Origin of the sequence: Sphingomonas cynarae (genome assembly GCF_039537815.1) — a bacterium.
In the GTDB taxonomy this organism is placed as follows: domain Bacteria; phylum Pseudomonadota; class Alphaproteobacteria; order Sphingomonadales; family Sphingomonadaceae; genus Sphingomonas; species Sphingomonas cynarae.
The window spans coordinates 14,389-27,780 of the sequence record NZ_BAABBF010000003.1; the positions used below are offsets into that span (position 1 = coordinate 14,389).

General features: G+C 65.4%; 21 protein-coding genes. 1 reads left to right on the forward strand and 20 read right to left on the reverse strand.

Annotated features, from left to right (window positions below; translation table 11 throughout):
• The first annotated feature begins 74 nt into the window (after positions 1–74).
• Positions 75–2,582 (forward strand): PhoX family protein, encoded by a 2,508-nt coding sequence (locus ABD719_RS06690; protein WP_344692610.1) that lies wholly within the window; start codon positions 75–77, stop codon positions 2,580–2,582.
• Positions 2,583–2,735: 153 nt separating this feature from the next.
• On the opposite strand, the gene ABD719_RS06695 is transcribed toward ABD719_RS06690, so the two are convergent.
• From ABD719_RS06695 to rpsS, 20 genes are all read right to left on the reverse strand, one after another.
• Positions 2,736–3,551 (reverse strand): PEPxxWA-CTERM sorting domain-containing protein, encoded by an 816-nt coding sequence (locus ABD719_RS06695; protein WP_344692611.1) that lies wholly within the window; start codon positions 3,549–3,551, stop codon positions 2,736–2,738.
• A gap of 96 nt (positions 3,552–3,647) precedes the next feature.
• Positions 3,648–4,172, reverse strand: a complete 525-nt coding sequence (locus ABD719_RS06700; protein ID WP_344692612.1) for a methylated-DNA--[protein]-cysteine S-methyltransferase — start codon at positions 4,170–4,172, stop codon at positions 3,648–3,650.
• Between the two features lie 5 nt (positions 4,173–4,177).
• Positions 4,178–4,822, reverse strand: a complete 645-nt coding sequence (locus ABD719_RS06705; RefSeq protein WP_344692614.1) for an adenylate kinase — start codon at positions 4,820–4,822, stop codon at positions 4,178–4,180.
• A gap of 27 nt (positions 4,823–4,849) precedes the next feature.
• Positions 4,850–6,214, reverse strand: coding sequence for a preprotein translocase subunit SecY (gene secY, locus ABD719_RS06710; RefSeq protein ID WP_344692616.1), 1,365 nt, complete (start codon positions 6,212–6,214; stop codon positions 4,850–4,852).
• 181 nt (positions 6,215–6,395) lie between these two features.
• Positions 6,396–6,938 (reverse strand): 50S ribosomal protein L15, encoded by a 543-nt coding sequence (gene rplO, locus ABD719_RS06715; protein WP_344692617.1) that lies wholly within the window; start codon positions 6,936–6,938, stop codon positions 6,396–6,398.
• A gap of 95 nt (positions 6,939–7,033) precedes the next feature.
• Positions 7,034–7,210, reverse strand: coding sequence for a 50S ribosomal protein L30 (gene rpmD, locus ABD719_RS06720; RefSeq protein WP_192123658.1), 177 nt, complete (start codon positions 7,208–7,210; stop codon positions 7,034–7,036).
• A gap of 6 nt (positions 7,211–7,216) precedes the next feature.
• Positions 7,217–8,023, reverse strand: coding sequence for a 30S ribosomal protein S5 (rpsE, locus tag ABD719_RS06725; protein ID WP_244646339.1), 807 nt, complete (start codon positions 8,021–8,023; stop codon positions 7,217–7,219).
• A gap of 2 nt (positions 8,024–8,025) precedes the next feature.
• Complete coding sequence (gene rplR / locus ABD719_RS06730; RefSeq protein WP_192123661.1) at positions 8,026–8,376, reverse strand: 50S ribosomal protein L18; 351 nt, start codon at positions 8,374–8,376, stop codon at positions 8,026–8,028.
• Positions 8,376–8,909: a 50S ribosomal protein L6 gene (gene rplF, locus ABD719_RS06735; protein WP_344692618.1), complete on the reverse strand. Its 534-nt coding sequence runs from the start codon at positions 8,907–8,909 to the stop codon at positions 8,376–8,378. Before rplF ends, rplR begins: the two co-directional genes overlap by 1 nt.
• Positions 8,909–9,304, reverse strand: coding sequence for a 30S ribosomal protein S8 (rpsH, locus tag ABD719_RS06740; protein WP_055845506.1), 396 nt, complete (start codon positions 9,302–9,304; stop codon positions 8,909–8,911). The genes rplF and rpsH overlap by 1 nt, the downstream gene beginning before the upstream one ends.
• Positions 9,305–9,313: 9 nt before the next feature.
• Complete coding sequence (gene rpsN, locus ABD719_RS06745) at positions 9,314–9,619, reverse strand: 30S ribosomal protein S14 (RefSeq protein ID WP_192123671.1); 306 nt, start codon at positions 9,617–9,619, stop codon at positions 9,314–9,316.
• Positions 9,620–9,674: 55 nt separating this feature from the next.
• Positions 9,675–10,259 carry a 50S ribosomal protein L5 gene (gene rplE / locus ABD719_RS06750; RefSeq protein ID WP_344692619.1) on the reverse strand — a complete coding sequence of 195 codons (585 nt, stop codon included), beginning with the start codon at positions 10,257–10,259 and terminating at the stop codon, positions 9,675–9,677.
• Positions 10,252–10,569 carry a 50S ribosomal protein L24 gene (gene rplX, locus ABD719_RS06755; RefSeq protein ID WP_192123675.1) on the reverse strand — a complete coding sequence of 106 codons (318 nt, stop codon included), beginning with the start codon at positions 10,567–10,569 and terminating at the stop codon, positions 10,252–10,254. The genes rplE and rplX overlap by 8 nt, the downstream gene beginning before the upstream one ends.
• Positions 10,569–10,937 (reverse strand): 50S ribosomal protein L14, encoded by a 369-nt coding sequence (rplN, locus tag ABD719_RS06760; RefSeq protein WP_192123677.1) that lies wholly within the window; start codon positions 10,935–10,937, stop codon positions 10,569–10,571. Before rplN ends, rplX begins: the two co-directional genes overlap by 1 nt.
• A 154-nt stretch (positions 10,938–11,091) precedes the next feature.
• Entirely contained in the window at positions 11,092–11,364 is a 273-nt protein-coding gene (gene rpsQ / locus ABD719_RS06765; RefSeq protein ID WP_344692620.1) for a 30S ribosomal protein S17, read from the reverse strand.
• Between the two features lie 12 nt (positions 11,365–11,376).
• On the reverse strand, positions 11,377–11,580 hold the full coding sequence (rpmC, locus tag ABD719_RS06770) for a 50S ribosomal protein L29 (RefSeq protein ID WP_192123681.1): 204 nt from the start codon (positions 11,578–11,580) through the stop codon (positions 11,377–11,379).
• Positions 11,580–12,014: a 50S ribosomal protein L16 gene (rplP, locus tag ABD719_RS06775; protein WP_192123683.1), complete on the reverse strand. Its 435-nt coding sequence runs from the start codon at positions 12,012–12,014 to the stop codon at positions 11,580–11,582. The genes rpmC and rplP overlap by 1 nt, the downstream gene beginning before the upstream one ends.
• A gap of 15 nt (positions 12,015–12,029) precedes the next feature.
• Positions 12,030–12,737, reverse strand: a complete 708-nt coding sequence (rpsC, locus tag ABD719_RS06780) for a 30S ribosomal protein S3 (protein ID WP_192123685.1) — start codon at positions 12,735–12,737, stop codon at positions 12,030–12,032.
• Complete coding sequence (rplV, locus tag ABD719_RS06785) at positions 12,737–13,114, reverse strand: 50S ribosomal protein L22 (RefSeq protein ID WP_192123693.1); 378 nt, start codon at positions 13,112–13,114, stop codon at positions 12,737–12,739. Before rplV ends, rpsC begins: the two co-directional genes overlap by 1 nt.
• Complete coding sequence (gene rpsS / locus ABD719_RS06790; RefSeq protein ID WP_192123695.1) at positions 13,114–13,389, reverse strand: 30S ribosomal protein S19; 276 nt, start codon at positions 13,387–13,389, stop codon at positions 13,114–13,116. Before rpsS ends, rplV begins: the two co-directional genes overlap by 1 nt.
• Positions 13,390–13,392 lie beyond the last annotated feature (3 nt).

Sequence of the window (13,392 nt, forward strand, 5' to 3'; positions counted from 1 at the left end):
TTCATTTCGCAACGCCCGCGTCATCGTGAGCGGCCAATGCCCGGAACGCTACTCTTCCGGGGAACCTTTCTGCGATGACCGATTTCTTGACGGCTTCCGGCTATGACGATGGTGATATCGACACCAATCGATCCGCCAACCCCCATATGAACGAGCTGATCGCCAGCCGTTATTCGCGGCGGCAGACGCTGCGCGGCGGCCTGTCGGCGATGACGGCGGCGGTGTTCGGGGGCATGTTGCTGACCGGCTGCGACGACGACGAGGGCGGCGACACGGTGACGGTCGGGGCGAGCGGCACCGGCACCGTCACCGCCGGGCGCACCGTGACGCTGACCGGCACCACCAGCGGCGCCGTCGCGAGCAGCGTCGCCTGGACGCAGGTGAGCGGCCCGACCGTGACGCTGGCGAATGCCGCCACCCAGACCGCGAGCTTCACCGCCCCCGGCGTGGCGACCGCAACGCCGCTGGTGTTCCGCTTCACCGCCAACAGCAGCGACGGCACCCCCAGCATCGCGGACACCACCGTGACGGTGCAGCCGGCGGTGCTGGGCTTCACCGCCGTGCCCAAGAGCCTGGCGGATGTGGTGTCGGTGCCCGAGGGCTATGCCGTCACCGTGCTGTACCGGCTGGGCGATCCGATCGCGTCGAGCGTCGCGGCCTATGCCAATGACGGCACCGACGTGAACTTCGCCCAGCGCGCGGGCGACCATCATGACGGCATGAGCTATTTCGGGCTCGCCGCGACGGGCAATACCCCGGACGCCAACAGCAGCAGCCGCGGCCTGCTGGTGATGAACCACGAGAACATCACCGAATCCTACCTGCACCCGAACGGTCCGACCAACCTGGCGAACGGCCCGCGCCCGGCGGCCGAGGCGATCAAGGAGATCGAGGCGCACGGCGTGTCGGTGATCGAGGTATCGCGCAGCACGGCAGGCGCCTGGACCTATAACCAGGCATCCGCGCTCAACCGCCGCATCACCCCCAATACGCCGATGTCGTTCAGCGGCCCGGCACGCGGCACGCCGGTGCTTCGTACCCGCCAGTCGCCCGACGGCACCACCGGCCGCGGCACCATCAACAACTGCGCCAACGGCACGATGCCGTGGCACACCTATCTGACCTGCGAAGAGAATTGGGCCGGATATTTCCGTCGTGCCAATGGCGATGTGGCGGCACGGGTTGCAGCCGGACGGGGTAAGGAGAACGCCTCGCTCGCCCGCTACGGGATTGGACCCTCTTCATCGGCTGCCGGTCGTCTGGGTAACTATCTCTGGTCGACCGCGACGCCGACCGATGCCAGCAGCACCGTGTTCGCCCGCTGGAATGCCAATGTCGTCGCCGACGCGCCGACCGACGGCACCGGCGATTTCAGCCACGAGCCGTTCCAGCTCGGCTGGGTGGTAGAGATCGATCCGTTCGACCCCGCCTCCACGCCGCGCAAGCGCACCGCGCTCGGTCGCATGAACCATGAAGGCTGCGAAATCGGCCGCACCATCGCCGGGGTGAAGCCCGCCTTCTACATGGGCGACGACGCGCAGAACGAATATCTCTACAAGTTCGTCTCCGCGACGCCATGGTCGGCGGCGGACGCCAATGCCACCAACCGGCTGTCGATCGGCGACAGATATCTCGACAGCGGCACGCTGTACGTCGCCAAGCTGAACGCGGACGGCAGCGGCCAGTGGCTGCCGCTGGTGTTCGGGCAGAACGGCCTGACCGCTTCAAACGCCACCTACCCCTTCGCCGATCAGGCGGACGTGCTGGTCAACACCCGCCTCGCCGCCGACGTGCTGGGCGCGACGCGGATGGACCGGCCGGAATGGACCGCGGTCAACCCGGCGACGGGCGAGATGTACCTGACGCTGACCAACAACTCGTCGCGTACCACCACGGGCACCAACGCGGTCGATGCCGCCAACCCGCGCGCCTATACCGATCCCAAGGTCGATGGCCGCGGCCCCAGCACCGGCAACGTCAACGGCCATGTCATCCGCCTGCGCGAGGCGGGCGACACGTCGGAGGCGACCAGCTTTACCTGGGATATCTATGCCTTCGGTGCGGGCAGCGACCTGGATCCGACCAACATCAACCTGTCGGGGCTGGATGCGACCAACGACTTCTCGTCGCCCGACGGGCTGTGGTTCGGCCTGAACAGCAACGCCACCGGCCAGGGTACGCCGGTGATGTGGATCCAGACCGACGACGGTTCCTATACCGATGTCACCAACTGCATGATGCTGGCCGCGATCCCCGGCAGGGTCGGCGACGGCGGCACCCGCTCCGTCACCAGCACGCTGAATGGCACTGCCACGGTGACCACGCGGATCGGCAAGGCACCGGGCGCGACGCTGCGCCGTTTCCTGGTCGGGCCGAAGCAGTGCGAGATCACGGGCATCCATTCCACCCCGGATGGCCGCTCGGTATTCGTCAACATCCAGCATCCGGGCGAAGGCGGCAGCCCGACCGCGATCAGCAGCAGCTGGCCCGCGAGCCAGGCCGGTACGGTGGCCACCCCGTCGCGCCCCCGCTCCGCCACGATCGTCATCACCAAGACCGATGGCGGCCTGATCGGGCTGTAATCGACATCATCCGATGACGGCAGGAAAGCCGCCCCCTCTCCCCGGCGGAGAGGAGGCGGCTTTTTCGTTTCCGGACGACTCGCGCGTGACCGGCGCACAAAAAAAGGGGCCGCGTACCCGGCGGTACGCGGCCCCTTTCCCTGACCCCCGCGATCAGGCGAAGGCGACGACCGCCCGACGACGGCGCAACGCCGCGCCCGCCAGGCCGAAGCCGGTCAGCATCAGTGCCCAACTCGCCGGCTCGGGCACCGCCGATACCGGCGCCGCGAGGACCGAGACGTCGTCGATCGCCAGCCCGTCATCGGCAAAACTGGCATCCAGATCGACCCAGCGGAAGGCGAAGGTCGAACCGGCCGCGATGTCGAGGTTGGAGATCGTCGCGGAGATCGCGGTGCGGTTGGCGGCAAGGTTGCCGTTGAGCGCGCCCACCGTCGTCGACACGGAGGGCGAAACGAACGCCAGACCGTTCACGGTGGTCCACGACCCCGTGTCGAGGCCGCCCGCCGCGAGCCGGTACTGGAACGCCAGACCGTCCGTCTGCCGCGGGGTGTCGCCACGGCGCCACTGTTCACCGGTGTACGACACCGTCAGCGAATCGATCACCGAACCCAGCGCGTTGGTGAACAGCGCACCGATATAAACAGGCTGGAGGTTGCCGCTGGTCAGGCTGCCGAGCGCCCGCTCCGTACTGCCGGTCGACCCGAAGCTGTAGACGTTGCCGCCGTTCGCGCTGCCGGTGCCGACCGCATAGGTCTGGTTCGCGTTGCTGCCGTTCTCGCTGACCTGCCAGCCCAGGGGCAAGGCGGTGCCGGTGGCGCCGGTGCTGGCCAGCGTGTCGAAATTCTGCGTGTAGGTGGTCGAACCCAGTGCGATCGGCGCAGGATTGTTCGGATAGACGGTGGCACCGGCGGTGCCGGCCAGCGCGGTGCCGGCGATCGCGACGGCAAACGCCGCAAGACGAATGTTCATGCTAACCCCTTTGGTGACGCGGCCCTGCGACCGCGATCAAGGTAATTAGACATTAACCGTGACGCTTCGGCGTCACCCGTCTTGATGCGGGTCAGGTCAGCCGAACGGCAGCGCCGGCATACCCGACTCGAACGACAGCAGATATTGCTTGGCGGTCAGGCCACCCGCGAATCCGGTCAGCCGGCCACCGCTACCGATGACGCGGTGGCACGGCACGACGATCGACAGGGGATTACGGCCGTTGGCGGCACCCACCGCCCGAACCGCCGCAGCGCTGTCGATCTGCGCGGCGATGGCGGCATAGCTGCGCGTCTCGCCATAAGGGATCGTCTGCAAGGCGAGCCAGACCCGCCGCTGGAACGGTGTACCGTAGAATGCGAGCGGCAGGTCGAAGTGCCGCCGACGGCCGGCGAAATAGGCGGCGAGCTGGATCGCCGCTTCCGCCAGCACCGGCTCTGTCGGATGGTCATACAATGGCGGCAGGCGGACCCGGCCGGCACGATCATCCGGCCACAACACCGCGACCAGCCGGCCCTGATCGGCGACCAGCGTCAGCGCACCGACCGGGCTGGCGACCGTCCGCGCCGGCAACGATACTGCCGGCGCGTGACGATCGCCCATCGGGGTCACGCGTCGAGGATCGCCGCGATCTGGCCGCCGACCACATCCATATCAGCCATGCCATCGACCCGACGGACGAGATTGCGGCTTTCGTAGAAAGGCAGGATCGGCGCGGTCTTCGCACGATATTCCGCCATCCGCGTCGATACCGTCTCGGCATTGTCGTCAGGCCGGCGCTTGAACTCGGTCGACCCGCAGACATCGCAGACGCCATCGGTCGCCGGCTGCTTGAACCGGTCGTGATAGCCCGTACCGCAGCTGGCGCAGGTGTAACGGCCGACGATCCGCTCGATCAGCGCCGCCTCGTCTACGTCCAGTTCGATGACATAATCGAGCTGCTGGCCGCGTTCGGTGAGCAACAGGTCGAGTGCCTCGGCCTGTGCCGCGGTGCGGGGGTAGCCATCGAAGATGGCACCGCTGGCGACACCCTCGTCCAGCCGTTCGCCGATCAGCGCGGAGACGATGGCATCGGATACCAGTTCACCCGCATCCATCACCGCCTTCGCCTGCATGCCCACCGGCGTGCCCGCCTTCACCGCGGCGCGCAGCATGTCACCGGTCGACAGCTGCACCATGCCACGTTCGGCCACCAGACGGGCCGCTTGCGTACCCTTGCCCGCGCCCGGCGGCCCCAACAGGATGATGTTCATTCCGGCTTCTCCCCTGATCCGCCGCGCTCAGCGCAGGCGGCCGCCCTTCAGCTTCGCCTTCTTGATAAGGTCACCATATTGGTGCGCCAGCAGATGCGACTGGATCTGCGTGACGGTATCCATCGTCACGTTGACGACGATCAGCAAGCTGGTGCCGCCCAGATAGAACGGGATCGACAAGGCCGACACCAGATATTCCGGCAACAGGCAGATCACCGTCAGATACGCCGCACCGATCACGGTGATCCGCGTGAGCACGTAATCGAAGTAGTTCTCGGTATTCTTGCCGGGGCGGATGCCGGGCACGAACCCGCCATAGCGCTTCAGATTGTCCGCCGTCTCTTCCGGATTGAACACCACCGCGGTGTAGAAGAACGAGAAGAAGATGATGCCGGCGGCATAGAGCGCCATGTACACCGGGCTGCCGTGCTGGAGCCACTGGTTCAGGCTGATGATGAAATCACCCCAAGCGCTTTCGCCCGCCACGCGCTGTCCCGCGAACTGCGAGATGGTCAGCGGCATCAGCAGCAGCGACGAGGCAAAGATCGGCGGGATCACGCCTGCGGTGTTGATCTTCAGCGGCAGGTGGCTGCGATCGGCCTGCATCCCGCGCTGCGTCTGCCGCTTGGGATACTGGATCAGGATGCGACGCTGCGCCCGCTCCATGAAGCAGATGAACAGGATCAGGCCCACGACGGCGATGACGATCCCGATCAGCTTGATCGGATCGAGGCTGCCGGTGCGGCCACCCTCCAGCAGGTTGACCAGCGTGGTCGGCAAATGCGCGACGATGCCCGCCATGATAATGAGCGACACGCCGTTGCCGATACCGCGGCTGGTGATCTGCTCACCCAGCCACATCAGGAACATCGTGCCGCCGATCAGACTGACGACCGCGTTGATGCGAAACAGCATCCCCGGCTCGATCACCGCCTGCACGCCGTTCGACGCGCCCAGCGCCTCAAGACCCACGGCGATGAAATAGCCCTGGATGGCCGTCAGCAGCACCGTGCCGTAGCGGGTGTACTGGTTCAGCTTCTTGCGGCCGCTCTCCCCCTCCTTCTTGATCGCGGCGAGCTGCGGCGACAGCGAGGTCGCGAGCTGCACCACGATCGAGGCGGTGATGTACGGCATCACGCCCAGCGCGATCAGCGACATGCGGCTGAGCGCACCGCCCGAAAAGGTGTTGAAGAAATCGAGCACACCGCCCGTCGTCCGCTGGCTGAGCAGCCCGAGCGCGGTCGGGTCGATACCCGGCAGCGGCACGAAACTGAGCAGACGGAACACGATCAGCGCGCCGATCGTGAACCACAGCCGCTTCTTGAGGTCGGTCGCCTTGGCGAACTTCGCCAGGTTGATGCTTTGCGCCATCTGGTCGGCTGCGGATGCCATTCGATCACATGTCCTGGAAACAAGAGCGGCGGGTAAGCGTTCTACCGCCCCCGCCGCTCATATAGTCGTCGTGCGAGGCTTGTCTAACCTCGGCGGACATAATCCGTCCCGGCGATCGCCGGCATCCAGTTCGGGCGGCCCGATGCTGGAACCCGGCACGGGCCGGGACGGAGCATGGGGTTCACGCCTTGAACGACGCTTTGTGCGCCGCGCGCTCCTTGTACTTCACGCCCTTCTTGGCGGCGGCCTTCTCGGCGGCGGGCACGACGTGGATCACGTCGACCTTGCCACCGGCCTTCTCGACCGCCTCGATCGCGCCCTTCGACGCGCCGGCAACGGTGAACGACAGCACGGTGGTCAGTTCGCCCTTGGCGAGCAGACGCACACCGTCCTTGCCGCCGCGCGCCAGATTGGCGGCCTTCAGCGCCGTATGGTCGAGCGTCGCGCCGGCCTCGATCTTGCCGGCATCGACCGCCTTCTGGATCGCGCCGAGGTTCACCTCGGCATAATCCTTGGCGAAGATGTTGTTGAAGCCGCGCTTCGGCAGCCGCATGTGCAGCGGCATCTGACCGCCTTCGAAGCCGGCGATGGACACGCCCTCGCGGCTCTTCTGGCCCTTCTGGCCGCGCCCGCCGGTCTTGCCCTTGCCGGAACCGATACCGCGTCCGACGCGGATCTTGGACTTGCGGGCACCCTGGTTGTCGCGGAGTTCGTTGAGCTTCATGATATGCACTCGCTTTCGCTTTTGTCGCGCTGATGGAAAGAAGAAGGGGGCCGTCTAGCCCCCTTCCCCGTATTTGTCACCGATGAAGAGAGGGCTCAGCCCTGCACTTCGACCATGTGCTGCACCTTGCGGATCATCCCGCGGACCTCGGGGCTGTCCTGCAGCTCCGACACCTTGTGCATCTTGTTGAGCCCCAGGCCGATCAGCGTCGCGCGCTGATCACCGGTGCGACGGATCGGCGATCCGGTCTGCTTGATCTTGATGGTCGCCATCGCCTGTTACTCCACCAATGCCGCGGCTTCGACCTCGGCGGTCTGTGCCGTAGCACCCGCGCCGCGGCCGAGCAGGTCGGCGATCTTCTTGCCACGACGCTGCGCGACGGACTTGGGCGAAGTCTGGTCGCCCAGCGCCTCGAACGTCGCACGGATCATGTTGTACGGGTTCGACGTGCCCACCGACTTCGTCACCACGTCGGCGACGCCGAGCGATTCGAAGATGGCGCGCATCGGGCCACCGGCGATGATGCCCGTGCCCTGCGGCGCCGAGCGCAACGTCACGCGGCCGGCACCGAAGTGGCCGTTGGCGTCATGATGCAGCGTGCGGCCATCCTTCAGGGGAACGCGGACCATCGCCTTCTTGGCGGCTGCCGTCGCCTTGGAGATGGCTTCCGGCACTTCACGCGCCTTGCCATGACCGAAGCCGACCCGGCCCTTGCCGTCGCCCACAACGACCAGCGCCGCGAAGCCGAAGCGCTTGCCGCCCTTCACCGTCTTCGAGACGCGGTTGATGTGAACCAGCTTCTCGATCAGCTCTTCGCCGCCGTCGTCTGCACCGGGACCGCCACGACCGCGATTGTCGCGACCGCCGCGACCGCCATCACGACCGCCACGATTGCCGCCGGGACCACCGCCACGGTTGCCACCGGGGCCGCCGCGACCGCCACCGGGACCACCGCGACCGCGACCACCGCCGCCACCGCCCTGATAACCGCCGGTGTTACCCTGCGGCGCATTGCCCTGGGGCTGCGCGTCCTGCTGCGGAGCGCCTTCAGGCGAACCCGCCTGCTGGTTGTTCTCGTCAGCCATTCTCAGAACTCCAATCCGGCTTCGCGCGCGGCTTCGGCCAGCGCCTTCACACGCCCGTGGAACAGGAAGCCGCCACGATCGAACACGACCTGCGTCACGCCGGCCGCCAGGGCCGCTTCCGCGACGCGCTTGCCGACCTCGGATGCCGCGGCGACGTTGGCGCCCGACTGGTCACGCGCGGTGAGCGTCGAGGCGGCAGCGACCGTGTGGCCCTGCTTGTCGTCGATCACCTGCGCATAGATGTGCTTGCCGGAGCGATGCACGGAGAGCCGCGGCCGGGTGCCCGAACGCGCGCGCAGCGCAGTGCGGTTGCGCCGACGGCGCTTCTCGAAGAGTGTCATACCCTTGGACATTACTTCTTCTTCCCTTCCTTGCGGAAGATGAACTCGCCGTCGTACTTGATGCCCTTGCCCTTGTACGGCTCGGGCTTGCGCCAGCGACGGATCTCGGCGGCCAGCTGGCCGACCTTCTGCTTGTCGGCGCCCGAAATCTCGATCGTCGTATTGTCGGGCGTCTTGACCTCAAGACCCTCCGGCACGGCGACATCGACATCGTGGCTGTAGCCGAGCTGCAGCTTCAGGTTGCGGCCCTGTGCCGCAGCACGGTAGCCGACGCCGGTGATGAGCAGCTTCTTGGTGAAGCCCTCGGTCACGCCGGTCACAAGGTTCTGGACCAGCGTGCGCTGCATGCCCCAGAACGCGCGGGCCTGCTTGCTGTCGTTGGCGGGCTGCACCGAAATGCCGCCATCCTCGATTTCATAGCTGATCTCGTCGCGCATCGCGAGGGTCAGGCTGCCCTTGGGCCCCTTCACCGTCATGCGCTTGCCCTCGATCGAGGCGGTGACGCCTGCCGGTACGGAGACCGGCTTCTTGCCGATACGGCTCATCAGAAGACCTCCGCGAGGACTTCGCCACCGACATTCTGCTCACGCGCTTCCGCGTCAGACAGAACGCCGTTCGGCGTCGAGACGATGGTGATGCCGAGGCCGTTCATGACCCGCGGCAGTTCCTGCGAACCGGAATAGACCCGGCGGCCGGGCTTCGAGACGCGCGCGACATGCTTGATCGCGGGCTGGCCCTCGAAATACTTGAGCTCGATGCGCACGCCAGCGGCGGGGCCCATCTGCTCTTCGGAATAGCCGCGGATATAGCCTTCGCGCTGCAGCACATCGAGCACGCGGACGCGCAGCTTGGACGCTGGCGAGAGGACGGAGTCCTTCTTCGCGCGCTGGCCATTGCGGATACGGGTGAGCAGGTCACCCAGGGGATCGGTCACTGCCATGATAATTCCTTACCAGCTCGACTTCGTGACGCCGGGGATCAGGCCCTTGTTGGCCAGATCGCGCAGCATGATACGGCTGAGCCGGAACTTGCGGTAATAAGCGCGCGAACGGCCGGTCAGTTCGCACCGGTTACGGATGCGCGTCGGGTTCGCATTGCGCGGCAGTTCGGCCATCTTCAGGCGCGCGATGAGACGATCGGTCTCGTCGAGCGACTTGTCGTTGGCCATCGCCTTCAGCTTCGCCAGCTTGGGAGCGTACTGCTTCACCAGCTGCTTGCGACGCTCGTTCTTGTTGATCGAACTCAGTTTCGCCATGGACTTAAGCTCTTCCTTGAAAGCCCTCTCCCGCATCGGGGAGAGGGGGTAGATGTCAGGCCGCCTTCTTCTCTTCGGCGGCTTCCTCGATCGGGAACGGGAACCCGAACAGACGGAGCAACTCGCGCGCCTCGTCGTCCGTCTTCGCCGTGGTGGTGACGATCACATCCATGCCACGCACCTTGTCGATGCGGTCATAGTTGATCTCGGGGAAGATGATCTGTTCCTTGATGCCGCAAGCATAGTTGCCGCGCCCATCGAAGCTCTTGGCGTTCAGCCCGCGAAAATCGCGGACGCGCGGCAAGGCGATCGTGATGAAGCGATCGAGGAACTCGTACATGCGCTCACGGCGAAGGGTGACCTTCACGCCGATCGGCATGCCCTCACGCAGCTTGAACTGCGCGATCGACTTCTTCGCCTTGGTGATGACGGGCTTCTGGCCCGCGATCAGCTCCATTTCGGACGCGGCCTGCTCGACGCGCTTCTTGTCCTGCGTCGCCTCGCCAACGCCCATGTTCAGGACGATCTTGTCGAGACGCGGAATTTCGAGGACGTTCTTGTAGCCGAACTTCTCGACCATCGCCTTGACGATGGTTTCCTCGTAAATGCCCTTCATCCGGGGCTTGTAGGCATCAGCCATCGATCTTCTCCCCGGTCTTGACCGCGACGCGGACCTTCTTGCCGTCCTGCGTCTCGAAACGAACGCGCGTCGGCTTGCCGTCGGCGGTCACGTGCGCAACCTTGCTGACGTGCAGCGGCGCCTCGATCTTCTCGAGACCGCCCTGCGGGTTCGCCTGGGTCGGCTTGCGATGACGGGTCGCGACGTTCACGCCGCCCACGATCACCTTGCCATCCTTCGGCATCGACTGGGTCACGGTGCCCGTCTTGCCCTTGTCCTTGCCGGACAGGACGACGACCTGGTCACCCTTCTTGATCTTCGCGGCGGCCATTACAGCACCTCCGGCGCAAGCGAAATGATCTTCATGTGCTTCTTGCCACGCAGCTCGCGCACGACCGGACCGAAGATACGGGTGCCGATCGGCTCCTCGTTCTTGTTGACCAGGACGGCGGCATTGCCATCGAAGCGGATGGTCGAGCCATCGGCACGATGGATGTCCTTGGCGGTGCGGACGATGACGGCGCGATGCACGTCACCCTTCTTCACCTTGCCACGGGGTGCTGCTTCCTTGATGCTGACGACGATGACGTCGCCCACGGTAGCCGTGCGACGCTTCGAGCCACCCAGCACCTTGATGCACTGCACCCGCTTCGCGCCGCTGTTGTCAGCGACGTCGAGATTGGATTGCATCTGGATCATAGATCCATATTCCTTCTCGCTATGGGGTGGATTCCGACCCAGCCCCGCCTCAAAAATAACGACCCCCGGCGCGAACTTCCGATGAAGTCCGGCACCAGGGGGAGCGGCCCCTTAACCGCTCCGGTGGCGGGGCGCAAGGGCCCCGCCCTCCGGCTTACGCGTCGACGTCGACCCGGTCGGGCGTCGCGTGCGTGTTGACGCGATCGAGAACCTTCCACGTCTTCAGCTTGGAGATCGGGGCGACCTCCTCGATGCGAACGGTCTCGCCGGCCTTGTACTCGTTGCCCTCGTCATGGGCATGATACTTCTTCGAACGGCGGATGATCTTGCCGTAGAGCGGGTGCTTAACCTTGCGCTCCACGTTCACCACCACGGTCTTGTTGCCCTTGTCGGACACGATCAAGCCGGTCAGCACGCGCTTTGGCATGTGCTCGTTTCCTTACTTGGCCGGCACGGCGGCGGACCGCTGTGCCTGCATGGTCTTGATGCGTGCGATGTCGCGACGGACCTCGCGGACGCGGCTCGGCTTTTCCAGCTGGTTCGTCGCCGCCTGGAAGCGGAGATTGAACTGCTCGCGCTTGAGCTGGCCGAGCTGTTCGGACAGCTGGTCGTCGCTCTGGCCGTTGAAATCGGTCTTGGCCATTACTCGCCTCCGAGATGCGAGGTGTCGCCGAGGCGGGCGACAACCTTTACCTTGATCGGCAGCTTCATCGCCGCCCGCTCGAACGCCTCAGCGGCGATCTTGCCCTCGACGCCGTCGAGCTCGAACAGAATCCGGCCCGGCTTCACGCGTGCCGCCCAGAACTCCGGCGAACCCTTACCCGAGCCCATGCGGACTTCGGCAGGCTTGCCCGAGACGGGGACGTCCGGGAAGATACGGATCCACAAACGCCCCTGACGCTTGATGTGACGCGTGATCGCGCGGCGGGCCGCCTCGATCTGGCGCGCGGTGATCCGCTCCGGCTCCATCGCCTTCAGGCCGTAGGACCCGAAGTTGAGCGAGAAACCGCTCTTGGCGTCACCGGAAATCTTTCCCTTGAACGCCTTGCGGAACTTTGTCTTTTTCGGTTGCAGCATGTCTGTTCCTGCCCCTTAGCGGCGATCGTCGCGCGCAGGGCGCACGCCGGAGGTCTGGGCCTCCATCATCAGCCGATCGGTCGCCATCGGGTCATGGCCGAGAATCTCGCCCTTGAAGACCCAGACCTTGACGCCGCAAACACCGTAGGAGGTGTGCGCCGTGGCTTCCGCATAATCGATGTTGGCGCGCAGCGTATGCAGCGGCACCCGGCCCTCACGATAGCTCTCGGACCGGGCGATTTCCGCCCCGCCGAGACGGCCACCGCAATACACCTTGATGCCGTCGGCACCCAGACGCATCGCGGACTGCACCGCACGCTTCATCGCGCGGCGGAACGCGATACGGCGCTCCAACTGGTCGGCGATGCCCTGCGCGACCAGACGCGCATCGACTTCGGGCTTGCGGATCTCGACGATGTTGAGCGAGACGTCGGACGAGGTCATCGCCCCGATCGTCTTGCGCAGCTTCTCGATGTCGCCACCCTTCTTGCCGATGATGACACCGGGACGGGCCGCGAAGATCGAGATGCGGGCCAGCTTGGCCGGACGCTCGATCACCACCTTGGAGATCGCGGCCTGCGGCAGCGTCTTCATGATGAAGCGGCGGATTTTCAGATCCTCCAGCAGCAGCCGACCATAGTCGGCGCCTTCGGCGAACCAGCGGCTGTCCCAGGTGCGGTTGATCTGCAGCCGCATACCGATCGGGTTGCTCTTGTGACCCATTATGCTTCTTCCTGCTCGCGCACCACGATGCGCAGACGGCTGAACGGCTTCAGGATGCGCGTCGACTTGCCGCGACCGCGGGTCGCGAAACGCTTCATCGTGATCGACTTGCCGACCGACGCCTCGGCGACGACGAGCGCGTCGACATCGAGGTTATGGTTGTTTTCGGCATTGGCGATGGCCGAGGCCAGCACCTTGCGTGCGTCGATCGCCATGCCCTTGGTCGAGAAGGCGAGGATGTTCAGCGCATCCGATGCCTTCTTGCCGCGGATAAGGCCGGCAACGAGGTTAAGCTTCTGGGCCGAGCCGCGAATCTGCGTACCGACCGACAGTGCTTCCTTGTCGCCAACCCGACGGGGAGCTGCTTGCTTGGACATCAGCGCTTGCCCTTCTTGTCAGCGGCGTGGCCGGGGAAATAGCGCGTCGGCGCGAATTCACCCAGCTTCATGCCGACCATATCCTCGTTCACCGTGACGGGAACGAACTTGCGGCCATTGTACACGTTAAACGTGAGTCCTACGAACGACGGCAGGATGGTGGAGCGACGCGACCAGGTCTTGATCGGAGCGCGGCCACCGGAGTCCTGCGCGGTTTCGGCCTTCTTGAGAAGGCTCAGTTCGACGAACGGGCCTTTCCAGACTGAACGAGCCATGTG

Coding starts and splice junctions, on each gene's coding strand:
- ABD719_RS06690 (WP_344692610.1), top strand. CDS start 75: ATGACCGATTTCTTGACGGCTTCCGGCTATGACGATGGTGATATCGAC.
- ABD719_RS06695 (WP_344692611.1), bottom strand. CDS start 3,551: ATGAACATTCGTCTTGCGGCGTTTGCCGTCGCGATCGCCGGCACCGCG.
- ABD719_RS06700 (WP_344692612.1), bottom strand. CDS start 4,172: ATGGGCGATCGTCACGCGCCGGCAGTATCGTTGCCGGCGCGGACGGTC.
- ABD719_RS06705 (WP_344692614.1), bottom strand. CDS start 4,822: ATGAACATCATCCTGTTGGGGCCGCCGGGCGCGGGCAAGGGTACGCAA.
- secY (WP_344692616.1), bottom strand. CDS start 6,214: ATGGCATCCGCAGCCGACCAGATGGCGCAAAGCATCAACCTGGCGAAG.
- rplO (WP_344692617.1), bottom strand. CDS start 6,938: ATGAAGCTCAACGAACTCCGCGACAACCAGGGTGCCCGCAAGTCCAAG.
- rpmD (WP_192123658.1), bottom strand. CDS start 7,210: ATGGCGACCATCAAGATCAAGCAGACCGGATCGCCGATCCGTCGCACC.
- rpsE (WP_244646339.1), bottom strand. CDS start 8,023: ATGGCTGACGAGAACAACCAGCAGGCGGGTTCGCCTGAAGGCGCTCCG.
- rplR (WP_192123661.1), bottom strand. CDS start 8,376: ATGTCCAAGGGTATGACACTCTTCGAGAAGCGCCGTCGGCGCAACCGC.
- rplF (WP_344692618.1), bottom strand. CDS start 8,909: ATGAGCCGTATCGGCAAGAAGCCGGTCTCCGTACCGGCAGGCGTCACC.
- rpsH (WP_055845506.1), bottom strand. CDS start 9,304: ATGGCAGTGACCGATCCCCTGGGTGACCTGCTCACCCGTATCCGCAAT.
- rpsN (WP_192123671.1), bottom strand. CDS start 9,619: ATGGCGAAACTGAGTTCGATCAACAAGAACGAGCGTCGCAAGCAGCTG.
- rplE (WP_344692619.1), bottom strand. CDS start 10,259: ATGGCTGATGCCTACAAGCCCCGGATGAAGGGCATTTACGAGGAAACC.
- rplX (WP_192123675.1), bottom strand. CDS start 10,569: ATGGCCGCCGCGAAGATCAAGAAGGGTGACCAGGTCGTCGTCCTGTCC.
- rplN (WP_192123677.1), bottom strand. CDS start 10,937: ATGATCCAGATGCAATCCAATCTCGACGTCGCTGACAACAGCGGCGCG.
- rpsQ (WP_344692620.1), bottom strand. CDS start 11,364: ATGCCAAAGCGCGTGCTGACCGGCTTGATCGTGTCCGACAAGGGCAAC.
- rpmC (WP_192123681.1), bottom strand. CDS start 11,580: ATGGCCAAGACCGATTTCAACGGCCAGAGCGACGACCAGCTGTCCGAA.
- rplP (WP_192123683.1), bottom strand. CDS start 12,014: ATGCTGCAACCGAAAAAGACAAAGTTCCGCAAGGCGTTCAAGGGAAAG.
- rpsC (WP_192123685.1), bottom strand. CDS start 12,737: ATGGGTCACAAGAGCAACCCGATCGGTATGCGGCTGCAGATCAACCGC.
- rplV (WP_192123693.1), bottom strand. CDS start 13,114: ATGTCCAAGCAAGCAGCTCCCCGTCGGGTTGGCGACAAGGAAGCACTG.
- rpsS (WP_192123695.1), bottom strand. CDS start 13,389: ATGGCTCGTTCAGTCTGGAAAGGCCCGTTCGTCGAACTGAGCCTTCTC.